Origin of the sequence: Paenibacillus sp. FSL H8-0332, assembly GCF_037963835.1 — a bacterium.
In the GTDB taxonomy this organism is placed as follows: Bacteria; Bacillota; Bacilli; order Paenibacillales; family Paenibacillaceae; genus Paenibacillus_AQ; species Paenibacillus_AQ rhizoplanae.
Genome location: NZ_CP150145.1, coordinates 707,271 through 730,143 on the forward strand (window position 1 = coordinate 707,271; position 22,873 = coordinate 730,143).

The 22,873-nt window shown below is 53.3% G+C and carries 20 protein-coding genes; 14 read left to right on the plus strand and 6 right to left on the minus strand.

Features of this window, described 5'->3' with window-relative positions; all coding sequences use genetic code 11:
* Positions 1-190: 190 nt before the first annotated feature.
* From NST43_RS03020 to NST43_RS03045, 6 genes are all read left to right on the plus strand, one after another.
* Complete coding sequence (locus NST43_RS03020; RefSeq protein ID WP_339222471.1) at positions 191-1,039, plus strand: DUF4430 domain-containing protein; 849 nt, start codon at positions 191-193, stop codon at positions 1,037-1,039.
* Positions 1,036-1,980 carry an energy-coupling factor transporter transmembrane component T gene (locus NST43_RS03025; protein WP_339222472.1) on the plus strand — a complete coding sequence of 315 codons (945 nt, stop codon included), beginning with the start codon at positions 1,036-1,038 and terminating at the stop codon, positions 1,978-1,980. The genes NST43_RS03020 and NST43_RS03025 overlap by 4 nt, the downstream gene beginning before the upstream one ends.
* Complete coding sequence (locus NST43_RS03030; protein ID WP_209992146.1) at positions 1,896-3,629, plus strand: ABC transporter ATP-binding protein; 1,734 nt, start codon at positions 1,896-1,898, stop codon at positions 3,627-3,629. Before NST43_RS03025 ends, NST43_RS03030 begins: the two co-directional genes overlap by 85 nt.
* On the plus strand, positions 3,602-4,288 hold the full coding sequence (locus NST43_RS03035) for an ECF transporter S component (protein ID WP_209992145.1): 687 nt from the start codon (positions 3,602-3,604) through the stop codon (positions 4,286-4,288). The genes NST43_RS03030 and NST43_RS03035 overlap by 28 nt, the downstream gene beginning before the upstream one ends.
* A gap of 148 nt (positions 4,289-4,436) precedes the next feature.
* The gene (locus NST43_RS03040; protein ID WP_339222474.1) at positions 4,437-6,146 is read left to right on the plus strand and encodes a methyl-accepting chemotaxis protein; all 1,710 of its coding nucleotides are present in this window, start codon (positions 4,437-4,439) and stop codon (positions 6,144-6,146) included.
* Between the two features lie 24 nt (positions 6,147-6,170).
* Entirely contained in the window at positions 6,171-7,301 is a 1,131-nt protein-coding gene (locus NST43_RS03045; RefSeq protein ID WP_339222476.1) for a hypothetical protein, read from the plus strand.
* A 97-nt stretch (positions 7,302-7,398) separates the two neighbouring features.
* Here NST43_RS03045 and qoxD read toward each other — a convergent pair whose 3' ends face one another.
* Genes qoxD through qoxA form a run of 4 tightly spaced genes read right to left on the minus strand, consistent with a single transcriptional unit; the run spans position 7,399 to position 11,297 of the window.
* Positions 7,399-7,692, minus strand: coding sequence for a cytochrome aa3 quinol oxidase subunit IV (qoxD, locus tag NST43_RS03050; protein WP_209992142.1), 294 nt, complete (start codon positions 7,690-7,692; stop codon positions 7,399-7,401).
* A gap of 1 nt (position 7,693) precedes the next feature.
* Positions 7,694-8,290 carry a cytochrome aa3 quinol oxidase subunit III gene (qoxC, locus tag NST43_RS03055; RefSeq protein WP_209992141.1) on the minus strand — a complete coding sequence of 199 codons (597 nt, stop codon included), beginning with the start codon at positions 8,288-8,290 and terminating at the stop codon, positions 7,694-7,696.
* Positions 8,287-10,236: a cytochrome aa3 quinol oxidase subunit I gene (gene qoxB / locus NST43_RS03060; protein ID WP_339222479.1), complete on the minus strand. Its 1,950-nt coding sequence runs from the start codon at positions 10,234-10,236 to the stop codon at positions 8,287-8,289. Before qoxB ends, qoxC begins: the two co-directional genes overlap by 4 nt.
* A gap of 44 nt (positions 10,237-10,280) precedes the next feature.
* Positions 10,281-11,297, minus strand: a complete 1,017-nt coding sequence (qoxA, locus tag NST43_RS03065) for a cytochrome aa3 quinol oxidase subunit II (RefSeq protein WP_036693562.1) — start codon at positions 11,295-11,297, stop codon at positions 10,281-10,283.
* Between the two features lie 529 nt (positions 11,298-11,826).
* On the opposite strand from qoxA, the gene NST43_RS03070 reads away from it, so the two are divergent.
* Positions 11,827-12,942 carry a polysaccharide deacetylase family protein gene (locus NST43_RS03070; RefSeq protein WP_339222483.1) on the plus strand — a complete coding sequence of 372 codons (1,116 nt, stop codon included), beginning with the start codon at positions 11,827-11,829 and terminating at the stop codon, positions 12,940-12,942.
* A 90-nt stretch (positions 12,943-13,032) separates the two neighbouring features.
* On the opposite strand, the gene NST43_RS03075 is transcribed toward NST43_RS03070, so the two are convergent.
* Positions 13,033-13,650, minus strand: a complete 618-nt coding sequence (locus tag NST43_RS03075) for a TetR/AcrR family transcriptional regulator (RefSeq protein WP_339222484.1) — start codon at positions 13,648-13,650, stop codon at positions 13,033-13,035.
* 156 nt (positions 13,651-13,806) lie between these two features.
* Between NST43_RS03075 and NST43_RS03080 the strand changes: the two genes are divergently transcribed.
* The 5 genes from NST43_RS03080 (at position 13,807) to NST43_RS03100 (ending at position 19,643) form a co-directional block, all read left to right on the plus strand.
* Positions 13,807-15,255, plus strand: a complete 1,449-nt coding sequence (locus NST43_RS03080) for an MFS transporter (protein WP_339222485.1) — start codon at positions 13,807-13,809, stop codon at positions 15,253-15,255.
* A gap of 361 nt (positions 15,256-15,616) precedes the next feature.
* Positions 15,617-16,006 carry a GntR family transcriptional regulator gene (locus NST43_RS03085; RefSeq protein WP_036693565.1) on the plus strand — a complete coding sequence of 130 codons (390 nt, stop codon included), beginning with the start codon at positions 15,617-15,619 and terminating at the stop codon, positions 16,004-16,006.
* Positions 15,999-16,901, plus strand: coding sequence for an ABC transporter ATP-binding protein (locus NST43_RS03090; protein WP_339222487.1), 903 nt, complete (start codon positions 15,999-16,001; stop codon positions 16,899-16,901). The genes NST43_RS03085 and NST43_RS03090 overlap by 8 nt, the downstream gene beginning before the upstream one ends.
* A complete protein-coding gene (locus NST43_RS03095) occupies positions 16,876-18,885 on the plus strand; it encodes a hypothetical protein (protein WP_339222489.1) in 2,010 nt (669 codons plus the stop codon). Before NST43_RS03090 ends, NST43_RS03095 begins: the two co-directional genes overlap by 26 nt.
* 236 nt (positions 18,886-19,121) lie before the next feature.
* Positions 19,122-19,643 (plus strand): mismatch-specific DNA-glycosylase, encoded by a 522-nt coding sequence (locus NST43_RS03100; protein ID WP_339222491.1) that lies wholly within the window; start codon positions 19,122-19,124, stop codon positions 19,641-19,643.
* Positions 19,644-20,226: 583 nt separating this feature from the next.
* On the opposite strand, the gene NST43_RS03105 is transcribed toward NST43_RS03100, so the two are convergent.
* On the minus strand, positions 20,227-21,195 hold the full coding sequence (locus tag NST43_RS03105; RefSeq protein WP_339222492.1) for an MraY family glycosyltransferase: 969 nt from the start codon (positions 21,193-21,195) through the stop codon (positions 20,227-20,229).
* Positions 21,196-21,280: 85 nt separating this feature from the next.
* On the opposite strand from NST43_RS03105, the gene NST43_RS03110 reads away from it, so the two are divergent.
* On the plus strand, positions 21,281-21,970 hold the full coding sequence (locus NST43_RS03110; RefSeq protein WP_339225322.1) for a YjjG family noncanonical pyrimidine nucleotidase: 690 nt from the start codon (positions 21,281-21,283) through the stop codon (positions 21,968-21,970).
* A gap of 105 nt (positions 21,971-22,075) precedes the next feature.
* The gene (locus NST43_RS03115; RefSeq protein WP_339222493.1) at positions 22,076-22,768 is read left to right on the plus strand and encodes a hypothetical protein; all 693 of its coding nucleotides are present in this window, start codon (positions 22,076-22,078) and stop codon (positions 22,766-22,768) included.
* Positions 22,769-22,873 lie beyond the last annotated feature (105 nt).

Here is a 22,873-nt window from a genome sequence, read left to right on the forward strand (position 1 = left end):
ACTAACGCACCCGTGCCGATGAGCCGTTGAGGCGTATAGGGTTGCCTAAGCGCTGGAGGCTCGTTAGATGGGCGGATTTGGTTGGAATTCGTTTGGATATGTGTTGAAAAGTAAGCATAAGGTGTATGAAGGAACGGGGAACAGGCTGACTGCCCCCGTTCTTTTCCCTTTTTGTGGAGGTGTGCAGGTAATGTTCAATCTATTTAAAATGGGCCGTGGAAGGCTGGCTCCGCTGCTTCTCCTGCTGATGGTATTGCTGCTCCCCGGCTGCTCCTCTGCGCAGCCGGATCAGGCAGGCGGCGGCCCGCAGCCGCCCGCCGGGACCCCGGCCGCGAAGACGCCGCGGCCTGGAGACGAAGCGGCTCCGCTGCCGGGAGCCGCTGAGGGCACTGCCGTACCATCCGCCCCGGCGGAAGGTACGGCAGCTCCAGCGCAGGCGGGCGCAAGCGAGCCCGCCAAGTCCCCGGCGTCGCCAAGCGCAGCCGCGACGCTGCCATCGGCGGGCGCAAGCGAGCCCGCCAAGCCCCCGGCGTCGCCAAGCGCAGCCGCGACGCTGCCATCGGCGGGCGCAAGCGAGCCCGCCAAGCCATCAACGGCGGCCACACCCAAGCCGCCGACCCCCAAGCCCGCTCCGGCGGCTACGGCCAAGCCGCCAGCCGCCACGCGCTCTCCGGCCGCTACACCCAAGCCGGACAACGTGGTCACCCTCTCCATTACCGGAGATGAGGAGCATGGCGTGATTCTGGCTGCCGCCCAGTATGAGCTCAAGAAGGGCGAGAGTGTGCTGGAACTGCTGAAGCGGATTACGCGGGGGCAGAAGATTCAGATGGAATATCAGGGCCGCGCAACATTTGCTTATGTGGAAGGTATAGATAATTTGTACGAGGGTGATCACGGGTCAGAGAGCGGCTGGATGTACAAGGTGAATGGAGAATTTCCGTCCAAGGCTGCGGGCAGCTGGATCGTGGAGCCCCGGGATACTATCGAGTGGCTGTATACGCTTGATCTAGGCAAAGACCTGGGGGCCAAAGCGCCATGAGCAGCGGCTTCCGTTCCATGCATCCTCTGGTAGCCCTGCTGTATTATGCAGGGCTGCTGCTGTTCGCCCTGCTGGTTTTCCATCCGTTATTTCTGGCTACAGAGATAGCCGGACTGCTGGCGCTGCTGCTGTTGCAGGGACAAAGGCGGTTGCTTATGCGCGGCTTGCCTTTTATGCTGCTGATGGCAGCCTCAGTAGCCTTGCTGAACCCGCTGTTCTCACATCGAGGGGCGCATATTCTGTTCTACTGGCTGGATCAGCCTATTACACTGGAAGCTGTGCTGTATGGACTGATGATGATGACTATGCTGCTTACTATTTTTATCTGGTTTATATCCTACAATTACACGGTGACTACAGATAAATTCATGTATCTGTTCGCGGCCGCTGCGCCGAGAACGGCGCTGCTGACGCTGATGGCCATCCGGTTCGTGCCGTTGTTCCAGCGGCGGCTGCGCCAGATTACCATGATCCAGCGTCTGCGCGGGGTAGATACCGGTACGGGAAGCCTTAAGAAAAGAATGACAGACGGAATGACGCTGCTCAAAGTGCTGCTGACCTGGTCGCTGGAGGAAGCCCTCCAGACTGGAGACTCCATGACAGCCCGCGGCTACGGCAGCACCAAACGCAGCACTTACACGATATACAAGGCCGATTCGCAGGATAAGCTGGTGATGCTGCTGTTAACCGTTAGCGGTGTGGTTACGCTGCTGTTCTGGGTGCAGGGCTACGGCAAGCTGGAGATCTATCCCCGGATGAGACCGGCGGACTTCGGCTGGCAGGAGGCCGTCATGTACGGCAGCTTCTGCCTGTTCGTGCTCATTCCTGCGGGGCTGGAAGGAAAGGAGAAATGGTTATGGAGATCCTCAAAGCACAGCAATTATCCTTCAGATACCCTGAAGAAGACAAAGACACACTCCATGAGCTATCGTTCGTCATAGGAGAGGGTGAATTTGTCGTGCTCTGCGGCCCGTCCGGCAGCGGCAAAACCACCCTGCTGCGCCATCTGAAGCGGGAGCTCGCCCCGGTAGGTTCAACCAGCGGAACTTTGACCTACAAAGGGCAGCCGCTGTCCGGGCTTCCGGCAGCGGTGGCCGCCGGGGAGATCGGGATGGTCTTCCAGAACCCGGATGCACAGATCGTGATGGATACGGTCTGGCATGAGCTGGCCTTCTCCATGGAGAACCTGGGGCTACCGCCTGCTGTCATGCGGACCCGGCTGGCGGAGATCTGCGGCTTGTTCGGGCTGGAGCCGTTGCTCTATCGTCCGGTACATGAGCTGTCAGGCGGACAAAAGCAGCTCATGAACCTGGCTTCAGTACTGCTGCTTCAGCCCAAGGTGCTGCTGCTGGATGAGCCAACCTCCCAGCTTGATCCTGTTGCTGCGCGGGAATTCATTATGGCGCTGCAGCGGCTTAACGAGGAAATGGCGGTCACTGTGATCATCAGCGAGCACAGGCTGGAGGAGGTGCTGCCGCTGGCAGATCGTGTGCTGATGCTGGAAGACGGCAAGCTGCTGGCAGATGCTGCTCCCCGCCTGTTCGCCCGGCAGACCGGCAGCGGGGCCTTGACCTCTGCTGCGCGTTACTTGCCAGCCGCCGCACGCCTCTATTTGTCTCTGTCCCCGGAAGCGGATTCGGCTGCGCCGGAGAATATTCCGCTGACCGTGCGTGAGGGCAGACGCTGGCTGCATTCCCTGATGGCAGGTACGGACGCTGCCGCAGGCGCTGAACTGGTTAATAACTTGAATAGTCCGGAAGCACCAGCTCCCCTAACTTCCCGCATACTATCTGCCCCAGGGGCGTCTGTACCTCCAATCCCCGCCGCATCGTCACTGCTTACCTGCCGCGAAGTGACCTTCCGGTATGAGAAGGAGGGCAGGGAGGTCCTGAAGAAGCTCTCGCTGACGCTTAACCAAGGCGAGTTCCTGGCAGTCATGGGCGGGAACGGTGCGGGCAAGTCCACCCTGCTGCATGTGCTGAACGGGCTGATGAAGCCGCAGCGCGGCAAGATAGAGCTGACCAAGGGCAAGACAACAGGTCTGCTGGCGCAGAATCCGCTGCTCTATTTCAGCTATGATACGGTGGCCGAGGAGCTGGAGCACATGGGCAGCTACGCCGGGTTATCTCCTGAGGCAACAGCAAGCCGGATTGAGGCTTTGCTCGAAGTGTTCCAGCTCCGGGAGGTGCTGCAGAGTCATCCGCATGACCTCAGCGGCGGGCAGCAGCAGCAGACCGCTCTGGCCATGATGCTGCTGATGAATCCGGATGTTCTGCTGCTGGATGAGCCGACCAAGGGGCTTGATCCGGCAGCCAAAGACAGGCTGGCCGCCTTGCTTCAGCAATTACGCGGGCAAGGGATCAGTATTCTTATCGTAACGCATGATGTAGAGTTCGCAGCGAAGCATGCTACGCGCTGTGCGCTCTTGTTTGACGGGGGAATTACGGCAGAGGGCACACCCGCTGAGTTCTTCAGCAGCAATTACTTCTATACCACGGCAGTCAACCGGATGGTGCGGGACTGGCTGCCGCAGGCATTGACCATAGAGGATGTGATTCACACATGGCCCGTTTCCGCATACCGCTGCTAGTTGCCCTGGGACTCTTCACCGCCGGGCTTGCGCTTACCGCAGCATTCACTGACCGGCATTATGTGCTGCTTAGCGTGGTGCTGCTGCTGGCCGCTCTCCTGCCGCTGTTTATCCGTTTGGAGCGCCGCCCGCGCAAGTCCCGTGAACTGGTACTGCTGGCTGTGTTGTCCGCTATTGCTGCGGTCAGCCGGATTCCTTTTGCCGCGTTGCCGGGGGTCAAGCCTGTGTCAGCCGTTGTCATCCTCTCGGCTTATGTCTTCGGGGCAGAGGCGGGGTTCGTCATCGGAGCAGTCGCTGCGCTGGTCTCCAATATTTACTTCGGGCAAGGGCCGTGGACGCCATGGCAGATGTTCGCCTGGGGCATGACCGGACTTACAGCCGGGTGGCTGCGGAAGAGTTGGCTATTGCGCCGGCGCGCCGGGTTGCTGGTTTTTGGCTTCATCTGGGGGTTCCTGTTCGGCTGGATTATGAATATCTGGGTCCTGCTCAGTCTGCCGGATGCCTTTAGCTGGCGGCTGGTTGCCGTTACGTTTGCTGCAAGCTTTTATTTCGATCTGGCCCATGCCTTGTCGAATGTATTCTTCTTAGCGGTGCTGGCCGGAGGCTGGACCAAGGTGCTGCAGAGATTCCGCAAGAAATATGGCTTGCTTCAAGAGTGAATGGAATTATAATTAATAGATATCGCTCTGCCAAAACGATAATTTTCTTCTTTTTTCGACAAATTTCTTAGCAGGGCCATCAACAATTCGATGTTATTCTCCGATAATTAAGGTTACAGCTAGATTCGATAAGGCGGGATAACGGGAAATGAGACATCTGAAGATTAAGCATAAAATGATTGTACTGATCGCAGCGGTTATTCTTCTGCTGATCGGGATTGGAACAACAGGTATTCTGACTACAACCAGAATGGCTGACAGGTCTGAAGAGACGTACAAGCAGAACCTGCAGCCTATTTATTTCGTAACGGAGATCCGCGGGAATAACCGGGCGATTGAGTCTTTTCTGCTGGAGGATCTGATCACCACGGATGACGCGAAGAAGCAGGAGCTGAAGGCGAGAATTCAGGAGAACATCCAGACGAACAATGAGCTGATGGCTGAACTGAGGAAGATTGATTTCAACAATGAGAAGATTGCTGCTTATGTGAACGAATATACCCTGCTGCTGCCGGATTACCGCTCACAGCGTGATAATATTATCCATCTGGCCGATAACGGCCTTAACGATGAAGGATATCAGGTGTTCACGGGCAAGACCTTTAACGAGCTGCGCGACAAAATGGTCCGGCTGCTTGAAGAGACAGCGACGTTATTCATTCAGGATGCGTCTGCCCATAATACACGGACGGCTGACAGTGCCGAGAGCTCTGTTACGCTTAGCAGCATTCTGGTTGCGCTGGCTTTGCTGCTCAGTATTGTCCTGAGTGTGATCATCACACGGTTGATTACGAGACCGCTGAAGGAATTGCAGGGGCTGATGAAGCGGGCGGAAGAAGGGGATCTGACGGCCTCTGCCGCTTACCGGTCCAAGGATGAGATCGGCCAGATCAATACATCGTTCAATACCATGCTGGACGGGTTGAAAAATATGATGCGCGGCGTTTCGGAGAGCGCCGAGATTCTCTCGGCCTCCTCCCAGCAGATGAGCGCCAGTGCCGACCAGACAGCGCACGCCTCACAGATGATCGCTGAGACCTCAGGCGAGATCGCAGCCGGATTCGATGTGCAGGCGGAGAGCATTACCCTTACTACGCAGTCTGTGCGGACGATGTCCTACGAGATTGCCGAAGCCCGGCATAGCGGAAAAGAAATGACCCGCTTGATGGAGCAGGCCGCCTCCTCCACGGAACGCGGTGTGGACGCAGTGGAGCAGATTCTGGCCCAGATGCGGGAGATTGATTCCAGTGTCTCGGCGAGCCGGCAGATTGTCGGCAACCTGGGCAGCCTGTCCGAAGAGATTAATACGATTATTACAACCATTAATGAGATTGCAACCCAGACCAATCTGTTGTCCCTGAATGCTTCCATAGAGGCGGCACGGGCGGGTGAGCATGGCCGTGGCTTCGCAGTAGTTGCCGGTGAGATCCGGAAGCTGGCGGAGGCTACCGGAACAAGCTCGCTGCAGATTACGGAGATCATTAACCATATCCGTCAGCAGACCGCCAGTGCCGTTGAATCGATGGAGCAAGGCTCCGGGATTGTCTCTCATGGCGTAGCGCAGAGTGAAGTGGTATCGGCAGCCTTTACGGCGATCCAGACCTCCATTCAGGCAGCCAGCGAGCAGACAGAGCAGATTACAGAAGTCATCGGCCATGTTGCGCAGGAATCGGAGGAAGCAGCCAAGTCCATGTCGACGGTGAATGAAATCTCGCGCAAAGGCGCCGCAGACGTTCAGGGCACCAGCGAAGCAAGCCTGGAGCAGTTGACGGCGATGGGAGAGATGTCCTCCTCCGCGCAGTACCTGGCTACCCTGGCCGAGGACCTGCAGAAGCATCTGGCGAGGTTCCGGCTGTAACACCCCAAGGAGGCGGTCTCTATAATGAACACTCGAACATGGAAGCTGGCGGTAGTTCCAGCTTTGTTAATGACACTTGCAGCTTGTAGCTCGAATCAGGCTAGTACACCGGCGGTTAGCCCCAGCCCACAGCCAACAGCGGCTCCTGTAGAAGCGTCTGCTCAGCCGACGGAAGGGCCGAAGATTACACCTGCACCAACAGAAGCTGCCGGTGTAACGGTAGGGGAAAGTAAACAGTATGAGAAAATAGCAATTTCCGACTGGAAGGACGATCAAACCGTTGTCGTGTCCAAGCAGAACGATAAGCTGGGGCCGATCAGCTCGGGAGAGCTGAAGGGTTCCTATCCGCAGAGCCTGTATTTCTTACATCTGGATACCGGCGAATACGAATTGATTACAGAGAAGGCGAACATGATGCTGGGGGATGCCAAGCTGTCCGCCGACCAGTTATTTCTGCTTTATAGTGAATTCTCCCTGGGTGATCCTGCCTACAATGTGATGGACCTGGGTTCCAAAAAGACCTTCACCATCAAGGGCGATAGCATTGCCGGAGCGATGGGTGCCGATTGGGCGGATAAGGATACTGTAGTGGGTCCGGCATACAGCGGCGGTGCTTATACAGCGACTACTTCCATGAAGATTGCGCCGGTGGAGGGACTGGGCGGGGAAGGCCTGATTGTTGTAAGACAAATTAAGGATAAGATCTATTACACCAGTAATTCGAAGGACTCGCTGCAAATGCTGGACCTGAAAACTAAGGCGAAGGCTGACTTGAATATTCCGGGTACCAACAGCGTAATCCCTTCACCGGACGAAGAACAAATGCTGATCCTGCAGTATAAGGAGAATACCCAGGCGCTGCTGCTCAGCGGCACAGACGGTAAAAATCCGCGGACCCTGGTGGAAGGCGCCGAGCTTGGGGCTGTCTCCTGGTCCCCGGATCAGCGGCTGATAACCTATAGTGTAACTATTGAGGAGAAGGGTACAACGAATAATACCTTATATGTCTACGATCTGTCTTCTGACAAGTCCGTCCAGATTGCGGAGAGCAACGGGACGATGACCACCTCATGGAGCCCCTCGGGCAAGCAGCTCGCTTATACGGAGCGGGATGACAGCGGCAGCAGCAGCAGTATAGTTCAGTTAAAGTATTGATCAAAAAAAGCGGTCCGTACCGGTAAATCTACCGGATACGGACCGCTTTTATTATAGATTACTAGAAGGAGCATAACGCCCCTCTGCTTCTTACGTTCTAAGCATACCAGCCCCATACGAAGATGAACAGGGTGCCGAAGATGGTGACCAGAGCCACGAACATGGCGTATGCGATGTTGATATACAGTTCTTTTTTGGAATCGGCCGATTCTCCGATGTGCATGAACACAAACAGCTGCAAGGAAGCCTGGATCAGCGCTGTGATTAGCAGCACCACCATATTGGCAGTGGAGGACAGGTCTCCGTAAATAACAATCAGTGCAGCGGCAGAGAGGACCAGAGAGGCTACATAACCCATCACATGCTTCATTGGGAATAGTTGCTTCATCATGTCACATCAGTCCTTTCAGGTAGACGAAGCTGAAGATAAAGATCCAGACCACGTCTAAGAAGTGCCAGAACAAGGAGAAGATGAACGTTTTGTTGGCGGTAGCGGGAGTAATGCCGCGCTTCCACAGCTGAATCATAATGCCAATTCCCCACAGCAGACCGAAGCTGACGTGAAGACCATGCGTTCCCAGTAGAATGAACAGACTGGAGAGGAAGCCGCTGGTCTGCAGGGTAGCTCCTTCATGCACGTAAGTGAAGAACTCGTCGATTTCGATACCGACAAAAGCCAGACCCATCACCAGCGTAATCGCCATGAAGACCATCATGGCTTTCTTGTAGCCATGCCGCATAGCATGGACAGCCAGACCGATGGTGAAGGAACTCGACAGCAGGAGGAAGGTCTCCATCAGCACCGGGCCGATCTCGAACAGCTCGCTGCCGCTCGGTCCGCTGGCGAAGCGGTTAACCATTACGAAATATACAGTGAACAGCGTTGCGAAGAGAGGAATCTCGGCTCCGAGAAAGACCCAGAAGCCGAAGATCTTGTTACTGTTCTCTTCTGTTGAATATTCGAGCGGCTTGGACGCATCTATTTTCATACAGTCTCACCCCGCATCAGTTTCTTTTCTGTAGCTATAACCTCTTCTACAGGAATGTAGTAGCCCTGGTCCTTATCGAAGGACATGAAGGCCAGCACGACCAGGATTCCAATCCCGGCGACAATTGCCGGAATCCACATGCTGAATACCAGGAAGAAGCCAAGGAAGAAGAAGACTACACCCAATATGAACGGCTTGCCGGTATTGCTTGGCATATGAATCTTGGTGTATTTGGTGTCTGTATACAGCGGGATATTCTCCTGCTTCGCAGACCATAGAGCATCACGCGTCTCAACCTTAGGCACAATCGCAAAGTTGTAGAGCGGGATCGGGCTGTGCGTAGCCCATTCGAGCGTCCGGCCATCCCAAGGATCGTTGGTTGTATCTCTTGGCATGTAGCGGGTACTCCAGTAAATATTGTAGACCAGGATCACGAAGCCGATGGCGAGACCGACAGCCCCGACGAAGCTCAGCATATTGAGCGGACCGAAGCCTGATTCCTTAGAGTAAGTATACAGACGGCGTGTCATTCCCATCAGTCCCAGGAAGAACATAGGGAAGAAGGTTACGTTAAAGGAAATGATGATCCACCAGAAGGCATGCTTGCCCAGCCGTTCATTCAGGCGGAAGCCGAACACTTTAGGGAACCAATAGTGGAACCCGGCGATGACGGCGAACACGGCACCCGGAATCAGCACGTAGTGGAAATGCGCAACCAGGAACATCGTGTTGTGATACTGGTAATCGGCGCTGGCCATCGCCAGCATGACGCCCGTTACTCCGCCGATCGTAAAGATCGGGATAAAGGCTAGAGTATATAGCATCGGGGTCGTGAAGGTAATCCTGCCCTTTCGCAGGGTGAATAGCCAGTTGAATATTTTGACCCCGGTAGGTACCGCTATGGCCATCGTTGTGATTGAGAAGAAGCTGTTGACCATGGCACCTTGACCCATTGTATAGAAATGATGCGCCCATACAAGGAAGGACAGGAGCGAGATGATCAGCATACTGAATACCATGGAGGTATAGCCGTACAGATTCTTCTTCGAGAAGGTAGCGATAATCTCACTATAAATACCGAAGGCAGGCAGGATAACGATATAGACCTCCGGATGTCCCCAAACCCAGAACAGGTTGGCCCAGAGCATATCCATCCCGCCGTTGGCCATCGTGAAGAACTGGGAGCCGAAGAGTCGGTCGAACATCATCATCGCCAGCGCTATGGTAAGAACCGGGAAGGCGAAGACAATAATAACGTTGGTGATGAGTACGGACCAGGTGAACATCGGCATCTTCATCAGCGTCATGCCTGGTGCGCGCATCTTTAGAATCGTTACGATAAAGTTAACCCCGGTGATCAGCGTACCGATACCGGATATCTGCAGAGCCAGAGAGTAGTAGTTGTTCCCTACGGTCGGGCTGAATTCAAGACTTGCCAGCGGGAAGTAGGCTGACCAGCCCGCATCCGGCGAGCCGCCGATGACGAAGGAAATGTTCAGCAGCATGGCGCCCATGAAGAAGAGCCAGAAGCTGACGGCGTTCAGCCGCGGGAAGGCAACGTCACGTGCACCGATCTGCAGCGGAATGATCACGTTCATCAGACCGATGATGAACGGCATGGCCATGAAGAGAATCATGATCAGACCGTGGGTGGTGAAGACCTCATTGTAATGCTGCGCATCGAGGAATTTCATTTCCGGCGCAGCTGTCTGCAGACGCATCATCATCGCATCTACACCGCCGCGGAACAGCATCAGCAGCGCCGCGAGGATGTACATGATCCCGATTTTTTTGTGGTCAACCGTGGTCAGCCATTCACGCCACAGATAGCCCCATTTCTTGAAATAGGTAAGCCCTACGAGAATCCCGATGGTTGCCAGTGCAATACTGATCATGGCCCCGTATATCAAGGGTTCGCCGTGAACCTTAAATTTGTCCAAATCCATTAGGGTAGCTCCTTTCAGTGTGTTGCATTAGGCTCTTCAGAGAGCTAGTGTCCTTCATGTGTGCTTTCATCCACCGGGGAGCTGGGCAGCGGCTGATCGACTTCCGGATCAGGCTTGCTGTCGAATTCCGTTCCGCTGGACGGCTCGGGAGACGGATGGATTTCCTTGTTATCCTGATGCTCCTGATTGCCGTTGTCCATATCCATCTCTTTGCCGCCACCGCTCATATGCTCGCCGTGGTCTCCAGGAGGCGGGCTGAACTCCAGATGAGTGGAGGAATACGTTTTGCGTCCGAGGTAATCCGTGGCCAGCAGGCCCTTGAATTCTTCCTCAGTCAGCTTAGGCGCAGTTTCCTTTACTTCCTTCACCCAGTCCTCGTAACCCTTGTTACTCAGGACAAGCGCTTCGAATTCCATGTGGGCAAAGCCTTTACCGCTGAAGTTCGCATTTTTCCCGATATAAGAGCCTTCGGTATCTGCGGACAGATGAAGCGTTGTCAGCATGTCGCTCATGGCGTACTTTTGACCGGCAAGCTGTGGAATCCAGAGACTGGTAATGGTGCCGAATGAGTACATTCTGAATTCTACCGCACGATGCACCGGCATATTCACGTAGTTAACCGTCTCGATCCCTTCCTCAGGGTAGCTGAAATGCCATTTCCAGTTGGAAGAGGAAGCATAGATGACCAGCGGAGTCTGATCTTGATAGTCCGCAGCCACATTCTCCACTTCGTTAGTCGTCTTGACGGTAACAACGGACAAGAAGGCTACGATAATAATCGGGATGATAATCCAGATGGCCTCCAGTACCTTGTTGCCTTCCTCATGTTCAGGGATGTAGCCCTCATTACTCTTCTTCGCACGATATTTCACCAGTACAAAGATATACAGAATGTAGACAACAGCCAGAACCCCGAGCATAACAAGAATAGAGAGCAAGATGGTGTCAGATAACGTCCTTGCAGACGGCCCCTTCGGGTTCAGAACAGCGATTGAGCTGCATCCCGGCAGGAGAAGGATCAGGCTTAGAAACAAAGCGTATAACGGTCCCTTTTTTTTCATATAGAACTCCTTCCTTCAATACTACTTTTCATTCGCCGTTCATTAACGGGAGTACATTGATCTGTATCTATAGTAAGAACTACTTACCCATAATGCAAAATACATATTTTGTATAAAAGTATAAAAAAGACCTTAAAAATGGCGAACAAGTTAAATATGTGTGATCAAATTGTTACAGCTATCTAAGAGTATGATAAAGATCACTGTAGTGGCGCACTTTAGCTAATTTTAAGGTTGTTCAATTTTTGTTCAAAATTCCGATATTGTTATTAATATTGTCACAATTATTCTGCGCCAAAAACCGCTGATTTAACCGCCCAGCGCCTGGTGTGACAGCATTCGACGATTATTGCGTTCTTTCTGAAAATACTAGCGCAACCTCATTTATCATTGCATAAGAGTGACAATTTCTTAGCTTGCGGTTACAATCTCTCAAATTACGTTAATTGTATATGTGATAAAGTGATAGACAAATATACATAGATTGGAGACTGCTGCTGTGCGTATCAAGAAAACTCTGCTTTTATTCATGTCTTTATTCCTAATTATGGGGCTTGTGCAGGTCCCGGCTAACGCCAAAGCTGCTAGCACTACACTTAAACTCGGAGTCAACGATAAATTAAGTGCGATTGAAGCTGTATCCGTAAAAGGCACCTATTATGTACCGCTGCGTAAGCTTGCGGATGAGCTGAAATGGACCCTTACCGGGCTGACGGACGGTATTCACGTAGCTGGCGGAACTGGTTCGCTTACCCTGCTGAGCAAGGACGGGGGTGCGGTGCTCAAAGACGGCACGACCGTGCCTATGAGCACTTTTGTGCAGGACGGCAACCTCATGGCTCCACTGAAGGTCAGCGCATACCTTGGGTATAGCATTTCCTATGCGGGAGATAAATATTTACTTCGGGTGAAGGACGGCTCGGCGCAGCTTACCGATGCAGCCTATACCGATAAATATGCTGCCGAGCTGAAGCCGAAGGCTCCAGTGGTTCCAGTGACTCCTGTCACTCCGGCTGAGCCGGGCAAACCGGGCCGGACCGTATACCTGACCTTCGACGATGGCCCGTCGGCAACAACTGGCGAGCTGCTGGATATCCTGCACAAATATGACGTACAGGCAACCTTCTTCATGCTGGGGAACAACATGAATGAGCATCCCGCCCAGGTGAAGCGGATTGCGAAGGAAGGGTATGGCTTGGCGCTGCATGGCGTGACCCACCGCAAGGAGAAGTTCTATGCCTCTCCTGCAGCGGCGCTAGCCGAGATGTCAGGGGCCAATGCGACACTGAAGAAGCTGACGGGAGTCAGCACCACTCTGATCCGTACGCCCTACGGAAGTAAGCCTTATTTCACCAAGTCCTTCCGCGATAAAGTCCTGACGCAGGGATATCATCTCTGGGACTGGAACGTGGATTCCTATGACTGGAAATACAAACAGAACAGCGACAGAATCTATAACACCGTAATGGATCAGGTGAATAAGCTGAAGGCGTCCAAGACCAACCCGGTAATTCTGATGCATGACCAGAAGGCTACACTCAAGGTGCTGCCGCGTATTCTGGAGAAGCTGAAGAAGGAAGGCTATACCTTCAAGCTCATTACGAAGGATATGGAGCCGCTCAACTTCTGGAAGGATAAACGCTGATCCGTAAGGGTCAATAGAGAAGAGCAAGCTGCGGGGTACTCTGCGGGCTTGCTCTTTTTTTGGCGAAAATGTAAAGAGAAAACGCTGCTGTTACTTGTACAGATATTGCACCAGCATATGAACCAGCTCTGATTTCAGCCGGTCCACAGCGATTCGCTGCGGCGAGAAGGAGATGAAGTCCACAATCGCGCTCACAGACTCGAACACAATGATCGACGCTGCCTCCGTATCTTCGGTCTTCAATTCATCCTGCCCCATCTGAAGATAGGTCAGCGTCTTGAGCCGGCCTGTCTCGTACTGGGCATCCATCAACTGCTTGATGGCCTCATCACTGTGATACATAATGCTTAGATCCTTGTGATACCCGATAAAAGCCTTATGCGCGAGCAGAAGCGTATCTATCAGATGCAGGATCAGGTCCGTACGTTCGATCGTATTGAAATTAATCTCAGACATTGAATCCTCGATTCTGGCAAGCAGCTCATCCCCGTACATGTGGAGCACCTCTATGAATACGGCCCTTTTATCCACAAAATAGGAGTAGAAGCTCCCGGTCGAGACCCCGGCGGCGGCGGCAATCTCCTTCGTGTTCGTCTGATAGAAGCCCTTGTCCGAGAACAGCTGCATCGCGGCCCGGATAATGGCTTCCTTCGTTCTAATACTGCGCTCCTGCTGCGGAGTTCTAATCTTGTCCTCTGTTTCACCCATATCGTAAGGTCCCCCTCATAGTACAGATTGTAGTGGAGCGGTTTTGAGCTGTCAATGAAAGTTGAACTATAGTTCATTTTTTCGATTGACAAATATGAACTATGGTTCATATAATTTGAATATGAACTCTATTTCATATTTCGGAGGATGATGAAGATGGGGATTGGAATGCGCAGAGCTTTATCTTTTACGGCGATTGTACTGGGCTTTTTCATGGCGCTGCTGGATACGACCATTATTAATATTGCCTTGCCGGAGATGACACGCCAGTTCGGCGGCAGTGTGTCACAGGTCTCCTGGGTGATGAACGGCTATAACCTGGCATTTGCAGTGTTCATCCTGACTGCTTCGCGCCTGGCCGATCAATTCGGACGGAAGAAGGTGTTTCTCATTGGAGTGGGGCTGTTCACCCTGAGTTCCCTGCTGGCCGGACTCTCCACTTCCCTTGGCATGCTGATTCTGTTCAGGGTCATTCAAGGCTTGGCGGGAGCGATTATTGTGCCGGTTACGATTCCGCTGAGCACCACTACCTTTCCCAAAGAAATGCACGGACTGATTATAGGCATATGGGGGGCCGTCTCGGGAGTGGCTGCGGCAAGCGGTCCGGCACTTGGGGGAATTCTGACACAGAAGCTGAGCTGGGAGTGGATTTTTTTTGTGAACGTACCGCTTGGGCTGCTGAGCATAGGGCTGACCGCTATGTTCATTCAGGAGTCACGGGATGATTCAGCAGGGCGGTCCATAGACTATGGCGGAATGCTGGGGATTACGGGAGGGATGTTCTGCATTACATATGCTCTGATTAAAGTGCAGGATTTCGGCTGGAGCTCGCGCCCGTTCCTGGGTCTGACGGCTGCGGGGCTGCTGTTTCTGGTGTTCTTTTTTCTTACGCAGTATAAGGGGAAAGAACCGATGCTGCCCCTGTCCCTGCTGAAAATCAGAGCCTTCAACAGTACCTCAGTATCGATGATCGTGCTGGGGGCGGCGCTGATGAATATTTCACTGCTGACCTCCTTTTATCTGACCCGGGTGATGGGGGTCTCGGAGCTGAGGGCAGGGCTTGTCCTCTCAACTATGGCCTTGGGCTCCATCGCCAGCTCAGCTGTATCCGGGCCGCTGTCTGCGAAATATGGCAGCCGTCTGTTCGCCGCAGCGGGAATGGTGCTGATTGGCGGTGCTACCTATTCCATGAGCGGACTTGAGGCCGATTCTACGCTGGGTGCGGTGATGCTCCGGCTTGCAGTGACTGGCTTTGGCGTGGGACTCTCAATGGCGCCTGTGATGTCATCGGCGATCCGGGTCGTTCCTGAAGATAAGGTGGGCATAGCCTCGGGGGTGACGAATATGGCAAAGGCGCTGGGGAGTGTGCTCGGTGTGGCCATCATCGTCACTGTGCTTCAGCATAATACTACCCAGGAGCTGGGCGCGGCGAACTCCGCAGGCACAGAGGCGGGGGCCGGGGTAATAAGACAGCAGCAGGCGGCTGTGGATGCGTTCAGTCAGACCTATAAGTTTGCAGGCTACCTGCTGCTCCCGGGTATAGGCGCTGCCCTGTTCAGCGATGAACGCAGACAGCGGCGGAGCAGCAGTGTCCATGTTCAATAGAACAGTCCCACTAAGCAATCATAACCCCCATCTGTCCAACAGGCAGGCGGGGGTTATTGGCGTGACACGCTGAAACTCTATAAGACACACTAAAGAATAACAAAAAGCAAAAAGAAGCGGAGGGGAAATTTAGAACTGGAGGAGCGGTAGCGTCCGCCTTTGTATTTGGATTTCTACCGCGAAGAGCGGTTCAATCGTTCATCGCAGCGACGACTAGGCTTTGAATTCTAATCTTAAGTGCGTCTTATATAGACAAAGTAAAAGTTAATCATTGACATTAAACCTCAACTGTATTAATAATAGTAGTACAGTTAACACAGTTTAACGGCCGGATCATAGATCCGAAGAAGGGAGGACTGTCATGTTCGAGTTGGATGTACGCAGCCGCAAGCCGATCTATGAGCAGCTGACCGACAAGGTGAAGGAGTTGATTATGCATGGTATTCTGCGGGCGGATGAACAGCTGCCTTCGGTGCGGGCGTTATCCTCGCAGCTTACCGTGAATCCCAATACGATCCAGAAGGCTTACAGAGAGCTGGAGCGCGAGGGGTATATCTATTCGCTGCAGGGCAAGGGCAACTTCGTAGCCGCGCTGCAGCAGGGGCAGAGTGAGAGCAAGCGGGCAGAACTGAAGGAAGAACTGCTGCGGCTGATGGCCGAAGCAGTCTACCTCGGGTTCACGGAGACAGAGATTAGTTCCCTGTACCGCCAGGCGCTGGATATGAGAAGAGAGGAGAGCAGCCATGATTGAGATACGCGGAGTGAGCAAGATTTTTCAGGAGGAAAAGGCTGTGAACGGCCTCTCGCTGACAGTACCCAAGGGGGCCATCTACGGATTGCTGGGATCTAACGGGGCAGGTAAAACAACGCTTCTTAAGATGCTTGCGGGCATCTATCGTCCAGATACAGGAAGTGTCGAGGTAGGCGGGCAGCCCGTCTATGAATCACCGGAGGTGAAGCGCAGTCTGTTCTTCATGCCGGATAGCCCATACTTCTTCCAGCAGGCTACGATGAAGAGTATGGCGGAATTCTACCGCTCGATCTATACACAGTGGAGTCAAAAAAGGTATGAGGAGCTGGTTACAGTGTTCCGGCTCGATCCCCGGCGCAGACTCAGCCGCTTCTCCAAGGGGATGCAGCGGCAGGCCGCCTTCCTGCTGGCGCTTAGCTGCATGCCGGATGCGCTGATTATGGACGAGCCGATCGACGGTCTGGACCCGGTGATGCGCCGCCAGATCAAGAATCTGCTGTTCCAGGAAGTCGCCGAGCGCGAGCTTACCGTGTTGATCTCCTCGCATAATCTGCGCGAGATTGAGGATCTGTGCGACCATGTCGGCATTATGCATGAGGGAAGGATGCTGGTGGAGAAGGATCTGGATGATCTGAAGGCCGACACGCACAAGATTCAGGTTGCATTCCGGGATGTGCGTCATGCGGCGGCGCTGGAATCCAAGCTGCAGATTCTCCATCAGGAGCAGCGGGGAAGCGTCAGCCTGTACATTGTAAAAGGAGAGCGGGAGCGGATCAGTCAGGCCTTTCATGTCTATGACCCGTATGTGTATGACCTGCTTTCGCTGACGCTGGAAGAAATCTTTATTTACGAAATGGGGGATGCAGGTTATGACGCGCAGCCGATTATTCTTTAACAGCAGCATTATCCGCCAGAACCTGCGCCAGTATGGCTGGATTGGAATTTTGTACACACTGGCGCTATTATTCATACTCCCGCTGCAACTGTTCATTAACGGTGACCGGCTTAAGGAGCCTGTCGTAATAGACGGACTATTCAATCTTGGCATGGACATTCCGGTAATCCTTATTCCTTTTCCGATCATCACCGGGTTGTTTCTGTCCCGTTATCTGCAGTCCAAAGGCTCCTCCGATCTGATTCACAGCCTCCCGCTGCGCCGCTCGCATCTGCTGTCTTCCTATACGCTGAGCGGTCTGCTTCTGCTTCTGCCGCCCATCTGGATTACAAGTGTGGTTACGATGCTGGTCCGCCCGCTGGAGGGCAATATGTATATCTATCACGGAGCGGAGGTCTGGCAGTGGTGCCTGACCCTTACTGTGCTGACCCTGTTCTTGTTTGCCTTCACTATTTTTGTGGGGATATGTGTGGGACAGACCGTACTGCAGGGAGTGGTGACCCTCATTCTGTTAGTCCTCCCTGCGGCAATTTTATTGTTTATAGATATGCATCTGAACAGATATTTGTATGGATACCCTGGTGGGATGGGGGCGCGGGCAGATATGACGGAATGGGCACCGATCCTGCGGATTGCAGATATGTCCTTCAAGCCTTTTGGCCAAACAGAGCTGTGGGTGTATGCTCTACTGTTTGCAGCCTTCTTAACGCTGTCCTTCGTGCTGTACCATAAGCGCCACAGTGAGAAGGCGGGACAGGCGATGGCCTTTACCTATTTCGATCCGCTGTTCAAAGCCGGGGTAATGCTCTGCAGTATGCTGCTTGCGCTCAGCTACTTCGGCAGTATCAAGCAGGGAACGGGCTGGATCATCGGCAGTGTCGTCGCCGGAGGAATTATCGGCTACATCGTAGTAGAGATGCTTCTCCGCAAAACCTGGCATATCCTGAACCGCAAGCTGCCGCTTGAATTGGCAGTATACAGCATCCTGCTTGGCTTGCTGCTCTATGTTCCTGTATCCGGCTTGACCGGATATGAGACTCGGGTTCCAACGAACGATAAGGTGAGTGCGGTATTCGCCGGAGGCAATTATGAAGACCTGATGCAACGCCCGTACAACGCTCCGAATACTGCACCTGCGGAGGAGGCTGATATCTATTCCAAGGACCCGAAATATATTGAAGCTGTAACCGCACTGCATCATGCTGCCGTAACGGCGAAGCCGGGACAGGACAATACTATGTGGGATTCTGTATATCTCTCTCGCCACCGTTTCACGCTATCATACCAGCTTAAGAGCGGAGGGATGCTGATGCGGACCTATATGGTTCCGTCAGCGGGCTTCGAGCCGGAGTTGAAGGCGGTCATGGGACATGTGGACTACAAACGTGTGCGATACCGGATATCCCAGATGAACAAGAACGCAGAGAGTATCCATATGAGTAATCTGGACAAGGCCTTCAGTATTTCTGATCCGCAGGAGGTGAAGGAGTTCAAGGACATCCTAATCCGTGAAGTGCTGAATATGTCCTACGAGGATCAGGTTTCGGATCAGCGGTCACGGGCGTCTATCCGCGTTATTCAAAAGCCGGATAAGTATGGAAATCATGCGTATTTCACTTATGACTGGTACCCGTCCTATCATGAATTGGGGGCTTGGCTGGAACAGAAGGGATATGCGGATAAAGTTCGGATTACCGCAGCGGACGTCCGGTCTGCCGAGATGTTCATAGATATGAATCACAGTAAGCTGCCACCCGGGCTGATGTATGATCCCGAGACCCGCCTGGAGTTAGCCCGCAGTGAGAAACGGGCGGTCATGGTCTCAGACAAGACGCTCATTAACGGTATTCTGGAGCATCGCCGCAATTACAACCGCAGAGAGGGAGCATATGCGGTGAAGATAGTATATAAGAATAATTCATCTAGTTATATTTCGCTGGATGAGCAGGAGATGTCTCCGGCGCTGAAGGCTCTTCTTCCTTAGTCAGTTTAATCTGTTGCAGTAACTAAACGCTCTATTCCCCCCGTTAACGGATGCAAATCCTGTGCGGGGGGATTTTTTTATGTTGCAGCGGGAAGCCAGTGTCGGTGCCATGTCAGCGCCATGTCAGTGCCAGCGTTATGTTCTCTGCTTCTGCTTCAGGTGTACCTGTGTCCATAGCATGGGTATATTAGATTAGGGTCTGCAAAATAATGCGGCCAGTGTAAGGAGGAACGAACATGGAAGAGGTACGGGATCATCTGGATCATGGACTCCAGATTGTCTTCATCGGGTTCAATCCCAGCATCCGCTCCGGCGAGTTGGGTCATCATTATGCCAATCCGCGCAATAACTTCTGGCGCATACTGCACAAGTCCGGGCTGACGCCGCGGTTATACGAGGCCTCCGAGGACGGGGAGCTGCTGAAGCTGGGATACGGCTTCACCAACATCGTTGCCCGCCCCACCGTAGGCGCTGAAGATATCACCCGGGAGGAGTACGCCAAGGGCCGTGAGCTCCTGCGGGATAAGCTGGAGGAGTACCGCCCGGAGATTGCCTGTTTTGTCGGCAAGGGCGTGTACACAGAGTTCAGCCGCAGGACTACAGCCGCCTGGGGCTTCCAGGAAGGCATCGCTCCCGTGGTGGACGGCGTCCGGGAGTTCGTCGCCCCTTCATCCAGCGGGCTGGTCCGCATGCCGATGCCGGAGATCATCGGCATTTACTCGCAGCTGCGTGACTTCACGCAGGAGCAGGAGCCTTGAGGCCGGAGAAACGCGTCAGATGGTTGCGTGGACTCGATGTATGCTAAAAACCGAACAAAATAGAGGCGTATGGGGGGCGCGGGCCCAATGTATATTAAAAACCGCATACAATGTGGAGGCGTGAGGGTGCGCGTGCCAAATGTATGTTGAAAACAGCACACAATGTACAGACGCGAGGGTGAGTGGGCCCAATGTATGTTAAAAACCGCATACAATAGGGGCGAATGGGGGTGTGCAGCCCAAATGTATGTTAAAAACAGCATACAATGTGGAAGCGTGAGGTTTGGTAGGTGGGGCCTAGGTTTTAAATCGTATCCCGCTTAAACAGCGGAGAGAACGGAACGATTGTGGAAAAGTGATAGCGTTCGCCTTTGTCTCCGGATTTTCACCGTTAAGGGGAATGAAAAAAATCTGGAGAGCACAGCGATTGTAACAACGGTCCGTTCGCGGAGCGTCCATCCAAGCGCCCACGTTAATCCTACTCGAACTAAAAGGCGTCCACCCCAGCGCCAAACTAAAAAGGCTGTCCCCGCAGCCATTTCATGACTTGTGGGAACAGCCCTTGTCATACATAGTAACTTCATTACGTCTGGATCAGCAGCAGGATGATGGACGACAGGGAGAGGCAGACGCTGGCCAGATAGAGTACGCCGACCACCTGTCTCTGGTTCAAGCCGGCCTTGAGCAGGCGGTAATGAACCTGAGTGGCGTCTGCCTGGTAGATGGCTTGTCCCTTCAGGAAGCGTCTGATGACGACGAAAATATTGTCGAAGATCGGTACGCCCAGCGCGAGAATCGGAATGAACAGCGATAATATCGTGGCCTGCTTGAAGGCGCCGTCCAGCGCAATCACCGCCAGGATGAAGCCTAGGAAGGTGGCGCCGGCATCGCCCATGAAGATTTTGGCCGGAGCCTTGTTGAAGCGCAAGTACGCCAGGGTAACCCCGATCAGCGAAACTGCCATGAAGGCTGAAGTGGATTGGCCCATGGTGAGTGCGACGACGAACAGGGTTACTGCCGAGATCGCTGTAAGTCCGCCGGCCAAACCGTCCATGCCGTCGGAGAAATTAATGACCGTAGTGACGCCGAAGATCCAGATGATCGTCAACAGGAACTGCAAAATGAACGGCAGTGAGATATAATCACCTGAGAACGGATTAATGAAGCCGGTAAACGCATTGCCGGAAAAGAACACCAGAACGGCGGCGGCAATCTGTACGATGAATTTGGGCAGAGCCGGGAAATCCTTGCCTTTGGTTTTGTACCAGTCATCGATGGTTCCTATAGTCAGCAGAAGCACACCGCCAATGAACAGGGCGAGCGTCTCCAGGTTGAATTCACGTGCGAAGAGCAGATATGTAATGAAAAAACCTACGAATATGGCATAGCTTGCCGTTAGCGGGATAGGCTCCCTATGGATTTTGCGTTCAACATCTTCCCTTGGCCTGTCCACGAAATCGAGCCGGAAAGCGAGCCTGGCCAGAGGAGGAATCAGCAGATAAACGATAAAAAATGACACAAGAAAAGCTAAACCGTATAAAATGACAATCACCCCGTTGATTTTTTTAAGGCCTATCCCAGATTATATCGCAGAAGGATGTATGTTGTCGAACTACATAAGCGAGATGGAGGAAATGATGAACTACGAATGTATCTTATTTGATGCCGATGATACACTGTTTGATTATGGAATGGCCGAGAGTCACGCCTTAAGCCATGCCTTCGCCCACTTCGGGCTGCCGACAGGCGCGCAGGAGTATGCGGCTAGCTACCAGGAGATTAACCACGCTTTATGGAAGGATTTTGAGCAAGGGAAGATCACCTCTGCCGCCCTGCGCGTGGAACGGTTCAACCGGCTGTTTGCCGCCCGTCAGCTCACGTTCAAGCCGGAGGAATTCAGTGAAGCATATCTGCGCTTTCTCGGGGAGGGTACCTTCCTGATTCAGGGGGCAGCCGAGCTCTGCGGCGAGCTTGCAGGGTGCAGGCTGGCAGTAATTACGAACGGAATCAGCGATGTGCAGCATTCCCGGATTAAGGGTTCCCCGCTCAGCGAGGTATTCGAGGCGGTAATTGTATCGGAGGAGACGGGCTATCAGAAGCCGGAGACCGGAATTTTTGATTATGCTTTTGCCAAGCTGAATCTGTCCGATAGACGCAAGGTGCTGATTGTCGGGGACTCCCTGACCTCGGATATCCGGGGCGGGAACAATTACGGCATCGATACATGCTGGTTCAATCCGCTGGGCAAGCCCGGTGATCCTGAGATAGTGCCTACCTATGAAATCCGCAGTCTGGACGAGCTGGTGGAGATCGTGAACCGCGAGTAAGCGGAATAAACGGCGGCAGGCAGGTTGAAAGTTTCGTTTTCGTGTTAAATATATAGGTACGCTAAGTTTATACTTTTTTAACAACAACATACGGGAGTGGATATTATGAGAAAAAAATGGCTGATTGCCGCGGTGGTCACAGGCATGACGGTAACAGGCTCGGCAGGGGTGTATGCGGGCACCAAGCTGGAGCAAATTAAGGCTTATCTGAACCATAGTCTGGGTATTGTGGTGGATGGTAATCCTTTTTGGATGAAGGACGGCAATGGCAAAACCCTGACGCCGATCACCTACGAGGGTCTCACCTACCTGCCGGTCCAGTCGATCGCTACGGTGCTGAAGGTGCCTATCAATTATGACTCGGTCAACTATAAAGTGAGAATTGGTGCCGGCAGCGCGGATATTCCTGCTCCGACTCCTGCTCCGGGAACCTCTACCGGCGGGGGGAAACCAACTCCTGCTCCTGTAGTGGAGGGAACGGCCAGACCGGTTAATCTGCCTAAGGATTTTCCGATTCCCCAGGATGCCCTGATTTCGATTACCCTGGATACGGATGCTGACGGTTTGAAGAAGGTAGCGTTCACTTATTCAACGCAGGAGACGCTGGACATCATGGGCTTCGTGTACAGTGAATATGCGCGGATTAAAAAGCTGGAGAATGCCTCAGAGTCGGTATCGGCCAGCAATGTCAAAATTTCAGGCAGACTTGGCGGGACAAGTCCTGTATCCATTACAGGCAAAGCCTCCACGGCCCGGCCCGGCTTCAACCTCTTCACGATCACCTGGTCGGAGAGCTGATCTGAGCCAGTAAGCCTAAGCTGTTATGCAGGCTTGGCTAACCCAAAAAGAAACTCCGGCTTGTACGACAGCCGGAGTTTCTTCATGTGCAATTTGCCAAGGCTA

Bases quoted from the DNA above. Each gene is read 5' to 3' on its own strand.
- NST43_RS03025 (WP_339222472.1), top strand. From the start codon at position 1,036: ATGAGCAGCGGCTTCCGTTCCATGCATCCTCTGGTAGCCCTGCTGTAT.
- NST43_RS03080 (WP_339222485.1), top strand. From the start codon at position 13,807: ATGGGGATTGGAATGCGCAGAGCTTTATCTTTTACGGCGATTGTACTG.
- NST43_RS03030 (WP_209992146.1), top strand. From the start codon at position 1,896: ATGGAGATCCTCAAAGCACAGCAATTATCCTTCAGATACCCTGAAGAA.
- NST43_RS03020 (WP_339222471.1), top strand. From the start codon at position 191: ATGTTCAATCTATTTAAAATGGGCCGTGGAAGGCTGGCTCCGCTGCTT.
- NST43_RS03110 (WP_339225322.1), top strand. From the start codon at position 21,281: ATGAACTACGAATGTATCTTATTTGATGCCGATGATACACTGTTTGAT.
- qoxA (WP_036693562.1), bottom strand. From the start codon at position 11,297: ATGAAAAAAAAGGGACCGTTATACGCTTTGTTTCTAAGCCTGATCCTT.
- qoxC (WP_209992141.1), bottom strand. From the start codon at position 8,290: ATGAAAATAGATGCGTCCAAGCCGCTCGAATATTCAACAGAAGAGAAC.
- NST43_RS03115 (WP_339222493.1), top strand. From the start codon at position 22,076: ATGAGAAAAAAATGGCTGATTGCCGCGGTGGTCACAGGCATGACGGTA.
- NST43_RS03095 (WP_339222489.1), top strand. From the start codon at position 16,876: ATGACGCGCAGCCGATTATTCTTTAACAGCAGCATTATCCGCCAGAAC.
- NST43_RS03075 (WP_339222484.1), bottom strand. From the start codon at position 13,650: ATGGGTGAAACAGAGGACAAGATTAGAACTCCGCAGCAGGAGCGCAGT.
- qoxD (WP_209992142.1), bottom strand. From the start codon at position 7,692: ATGATGAAGCAACTATTCCCAATGAAGCATGTGATGGGTTATGTAGCC.
- NST43_RS03100 (WP_339222491.1), top strand. From the start codon at position 19,122: ATGGAAGAGGTACGGGATCATCTGGATCATGGACTCCAGATTGTCTTC.
- NST43_RS03045 (WP_339222476.1), top strand. From the start codon at position 6,171: ATGAACACTCGAACATGGAAGCTGGCGGTAGTTCCAGCTTTGTTAATG.
- NST43_RS03035 (WP_209992145.1), top strand. From the start codon at position 3,602: ATGGCCCGTTTCCGCATACCGCTGCTAGTTGCCCTGGGACTCTTCACC.
- NST43_RS03085 (WP_036693565.1), top strand. From the start codon at position 15,617: ATGTTCGAGTTGGATGTACGCAGCCGCAAGCCGATCTATGAGCAGCTG.
- NST43_RS03040 (WP_339222474.1), top strand. From the start codon at position 4,437: ATGAGACATCTGAAGATTAAGCATAAAATGATTGTACTGATCGCAGCG.
- NST43_RS03090 (WP_339222487.1), top strand. From the start codon at position 15,999: ATGATTGAGATACGCGGAGTGAGCAAGATTTTTCAGGAGGAAAAGGCT.
- NST43_RS03070 (WP_339222483.1), top strand. From the start codon at position 11,827: ATGTCTTTATTCCTAATTATGGGGCTTGTGCAGGTCCCGGCTAACGCC.
- qoxB (WP_339222479.1), bottom strand. From the start codon at position 10,236: ATGGATTTGGACAAATTTAAGGTTCACGGCGAACCCTTGATATACGGG.